The organism is Microvirga tunisiensis (genome assembly GCF_009296175.1).
Classification (GTDB): Bacteria; Pseudomonadota; Alphaproteobacteria; order Rhizobiales; family Beijerinckiaceae; genus Microvirga; species Microvirga tunisiensis.
Window position 1 is genome coordinate 1 of record NZ_VOSK01000426.1, and the last position, 4617, is coordinate 4617.

Consider the following 4617-nt stretch of genomic DNA (forward strand, 5'->3'; position numbering starts at 1 on the left):
ATAGACTTCTCGTTGGGACATTCGCCGTTGCATTCGTCGCATCCGGCGGTCGTTTGGCTTGGGCACAGGAGACGCCGCCTGAAGACCTTGCGTCACAACTGCGGTTGCAGGGTCATCGCTGCGATGAGCCTGTGACGGCGCAACGGGACGCCCAACTCTCGAAGCCGGACGAGGTGGTGTGGAACCTGAGGTGCGGCAACGCCTCCTACCGCATGCGCCTCACACCCGATATGGCGGCTCGGATAGAGCAGCTCAATTGATGCGGGATCGACGGCACCGGCATGTGGTGGCAATGCCCTGACTGGTCAAGCAGATGGCCCATCCCTCAAGCAGAGCCTGCTCGTATGTGTAGCGTGCCCAAGCGTACATGGCGTCCCTGCCTGAAGCCGGGATGCCGCAAGAGCCCTGTCCGACCGGCTTCGGGTTCGGCGTGGGTTCCAACCAAGGAGATGAACCGTGCCCATGAAACGCCGCGCCTCCAACCTCATCCTTGTCGGTGGTCTGTTGCTCGCGCCAGGGGTCGCGCTGTCCCAGGACGCGACGATCAAACCTCATGTGCCGCTCGAGAAAACCATCGGCCAGACCACGCCCACGGGGCCGGTTCCGTCGCTCGCCGTGCTGAACGCGGCGGGCGCGAAGCTGGAAGGCGGCAAGCTGACCCTGACCGGCGTGGCGCCGAATTCGATCGTGTTCGCCGATCGTCCGGTGCGAGCAGCGGGTCACGTGATGACCGCACAATTCATCATGCAATGGGACGAGGGCAAGGACAGCTTCGCCAAGGATCCGCCCAACGCCACCGTGTCCGTCCTGGGCGGTGACGGCTCGAAGGTCAGCGACGCCGTGGTGACGCTGAAGACGCCGAAGCTCGAAGGCGGGAACCTGACCTTCGATGTCGTGGTGCTGGAAGGAAGCCTCGCCGGATCGAGTGGACCGGCTGCGCTGTTCATCGACCGGTTCGGCGGCTTCGGCGGCGGTGGGTTCCATGCAGGAGGCTTCGGCGGCTTCCACGCCGGCGGCTTTGGTGGCTTCCACGCAGGCGGTTTCGACGCCGTGCATGTCGGCGGCTACCGCGGCGGAGCGTGGGGTGGCGGCAACTATTGGCACGCCCCTGTCTATCGCGGCGCCTGGTATGGGGCGGGTGCCGGGGCAGCGGCTGGACTTGCCGCCGGAGCTGCGTTGGGAGCCGCCGCGGCGGCTCCCTATTACGGCTATGGCCGGTGCGGCTTTTACCCGTATCCGCCGTGCTACTAGAGCATGAATCCCGGAAGTGGAGGCCACTTCTGGGACCCGGATGATGCCCCATCTCCTGGCTGACCCCTCAGGTCCGGTTGGCCTTGGCGTCGGCATGAGGTCGAAATCGAAGTCGTGGCATCCTTGGCACGGGCTCGCCCAGCGGGTTTGCCCCGTTTGGGCCTGCGTTCTTCGAGGGACTGCGCGAAACCGGCTATGTCGAGGGACAGAACGTGGTGATCGACCATAGCTGGGCGCAGGGCCACTATGATCGGCTGCCCGCTTTGGCCGCCGAGCTCGTCAGCCGCAAGGTCGACGTGATCGTCTCCGTGGGCGGCTCCCCCACGGCACTCGCGGCAAAAGGCGCAACCTCGACGATCCCGATCCTCTTCAGGAGTGGCGGCGATGCGGTCGAGTTAGGCTTCGTCGCCAGCTTAGCCCGGCCGGGCGGGAACCCCACAGGAGTCAGCTTGCTCGCTGACGAGTTGACGCCGAAACGCCTTGAGCTGCTGTCCGAGCTGGTTCCGCAGGCTGGAGTGATCGCCCTGCTGGTGAACCCGGACCTTGCGAATACCAAGCGGAACATCCCGATCGCTGAGGATTTCGCCCGCGCCAGGGGCCTCCAGCTCCCGATCGTGAAGGCCACCGCCCCAGGCGAGATCGATGATGCCTTTGCCTCTCTGCCCTCGCTGCACGCCGGCGCGCTCGTCGTCAGCGCGGATCCGTTCCTCTCCAATCAGCGCGAGCAGCTCGTGGCGCTGGCATCGCGCCATGCCGTTCCGGCGATCGATGCGTGGCGCGAGTTCGCCGCGGCCGGCGGCCTCATCAGCTATGGATCGAGCCTCACGGCTGCCTTTCGCCTTGTTGGCATTTACGTCGGAAAGATCATCAAGGGTGCCAATCCGGCGGACATGCCGGTCCAGCAACCGACCACATTCGAGCTGGTCATCAACCTCAAAACCGCCCGGGCGCTGGGTCTCAACATCCCACAACAGCTCCTCGCTGAGGCTGACGAATTAATCGGGTCCATATGGAATTGGCCTCATCGCATTAGCTGGACTGGAGTAAGATCACCTTCAACCGTCCTCGTCAGCGAGCTGATCCAGCGGCGCTATGCTTCAGGCACGGCAACGGGGACTCCAATGGTGTCTATCTATCTTCACGGCCACCGATGGCGCTGCCTACGAGCAGCAGATGGGACGCTGGAGCCAGAGGCTCGCAGAGCCCTTCCTCGACTTCATCGGCCCTATTGGCGCGGAAAGCATCCTCGACACGGCGGCCGACCTCGACCCACAAGCCGATGCGCTGCGTGGCCGGAACTGCACCCGGCCGATGTCGCGTCCGGCCTCTTGCCGCTGCGTGGCAAGAGGCCGGCTTTCAAGACATTGACGAGACCACGCTGACCATCCGCGTGGACTACGCGGACTTCGAAGACTTCCGGCAGGGGCAAGCAGCCGACTACGTGGCTGGTCTTGACCCAGCGGCCGTGAGCCGGCTGTGGGAGCATTTCCGCCGCGCCTACCTCGACGGCGAGCCAGACGGCCCCCGCTCCTATGCCGCGGCGGCTCCTTCGGCAATGCCGTACCCACCGAGAGACATTCGGAGCGCGCGTTCGATCTGTTATACTTCCCTCGGGTAAGGTCGTGAACGGCCCGAACGGCCGAGGAGCCGCCGTGGACGAGTTGGAGCGCTGGCTGGCACCGCTAGGCCTAGCGCAGCTCGCGCCCGTCTTGCGGGCGCACGATGTCGATCTCGAGATCCTGCCCGAGTTGAGCGAGGCGGACCTGGAGAAGCTCGGTTTCTCGCTGGGCCAGCGCAAGAAGTTGCTGAAAGCGGTGGCGAGCCTACCGCGCGCCCCATCGTTAACGGCCCCCAATGCGACACCGGCCCCAAGCCCGATCCCCACGACTTCGGCCGAGCGGCGCCAACTGACGGTGATGTTTTGCGACCTGGTCGGCTCAACAGCCCTGGCGTCACGGCTCGATCCCGAGGACCTGCGCGAGATCATTGGCGCCTATCAGAAGCGCGTCGCCAAGATTGTCGCTCGGTATGACGGCTTTGTCGCCAAATACATGGGCGACGGTGTGCTGGTCTACTTCGGCTACCCTCAGGCGCATGAGGACGATGCCGAGCGGGCCGTGCGGGCCGGACTGAAGCTTGCCGACAGGATCCATCGGGTCCGCCTGCAGGCCGATGTTGCGCCGCTGCACGTTCGCATTGGCATCGCCACCGGCGTCGTGATCGTCGGTGATCTCGTCGGCTCGGGCGAAGCGCAAGAGCGCGGCGTGGTGGGCGAGACGCCGAACCTGGCCGCGCGGCTCCAGGCCTTGGCGGAGCCGAACGCGGTGATGGTCGCGGCCAGCACCTACCGCCTCATCGGCGGCTTGTTCGAGTACGAAGACCTCGGCGCGCTCGAGGTGAAAGGCTATGCCGAGCCGGTGCGCGTGTGGCGGGTGTCCGGCCGGAGCGCAGCCGAAGGCCGATATGAAGCGCTGCATCCAGCGACGGCGGTGACGCCGCTGGTCGGCCGCGAGGAGGAGATTGAGCTGCTGCTCCGGCGCTGGCGGCGGGTGACGAGTGGCGACGGTCAGGTCGTGCTGGTCTCGGGCGAGCCGGGCATCGGCAAGTCGCGTCTGATCGCCGCCTTGCAGGAGCGGATTGAAGGCGAGCCGCAAACGCGTCTGCGGTATTTCTGCTCGCCCTATCACCAAGACAGCGCGCTGCATCCGATCCTTGAGCAGCTCGAAAGGGCAGCCGGTTTTAGCCGCGATGACACGCCCGTGATCAGGCTGGAGAAGCTCGACACCTTGCTTTCGCAAACCTCACCCCTGGACCATGACGTGGCGCTCGTGGCCGAACTACTGTCCCTGCCTGTGATAGATCGCTATCCGCCACACGCCTTCACACCACAGCGCAAAAAGGAGAAGACGTTCGAGGTGCTGCTCCGGCAGCTCGAAGCCTTGGTTCAGGGACACCCCGTGCTGATGATCTTCGAGGATGTCCACTGGATCGACCCAACCTCGCACGAGCTGCTGGACCTCATCATCGAGCGGATCAGGCACCTGCCGTTGCTGCTCCTTGCCACCTTCCGTCCCGAGTTCGCGCCACCGTGGACCGGCCAGCCGCACGTGACGACTGTGACGCTCAATCGGTTGGACGGCCGCGACGGCGCGGCACTGGTCAAGCGAGTCGCGGGCAGCAAGTCGGCGCTCCCCGGTGACATCGTGGACGAGATCGTCGAGCGAGCCGATGGCGTGCCCCTCTTTGTCGAGGAGTTGACGAAGGCGGTGCTGGAAGCGGACGCGCATGACAATGGTGCTATCGGCACTTTGTCCGCAGCCCCACTGCCGGCGCTCGCCATCCCGGCTACGCTGCACGCCTTGCTCA

4 protein-coding genes are annotated in these 4617 nt (G+C 65.3%); all 4 read left to right on the forward strand.

Annotation, left to right across the window (positions count from 1 at the left end; all coding sequences use genetic code 11):
- Positions 1-260 (forward strand): hypothetical protein (locus FS320_RS38430; protein WP_338105653.1); only part of this gene is annotated, 260 nt, incomplete at its 5' end.
- 202 nt (positions 261-462) lie between these two features.
- The gene (locus tag FS320_RS38435; RefSeq protein WP_152717563.1) at positions 463-1251 is read left to right on the forward strand and encodes a hypothetical protein; all 789 of its coding nucleotides are present in this window, start codon (positions 463-465) and stop codon (positions 1249-1251) included.
- Positions 1252-1430: 179 nt separating this feature from the next.
- Positions 1431-2633 (forward strand): ABC transporter substrate-binding protein, encoded by a 1203-nt coding sequence (locus FS320_RS38440; RefSeq protein WP_244627657.1) that lies wholly within the window; start codon positions 1431-1433, stop codon positions 2631-2633.
- A gap of 240 nt (positions 2634-2873) precedes the next feature.
- The coding region (locus tag FS320_RS38450) for an AAA family ATPase (RefSeq protein WP_162003518.1) at positions 2874-4617 on the forward strand (1744 nt) is incomplete at its 3' end.

Excerpts from the sequence above, each read along its gene's own strand:
- FS320_RS38435 (WP_152717563.1), top strand. The coding sequence starts at position 463 with ATGAAACGCCGCGCCTCCAACCTCATCCTTGTCGGTGGTCTGTTGCTC.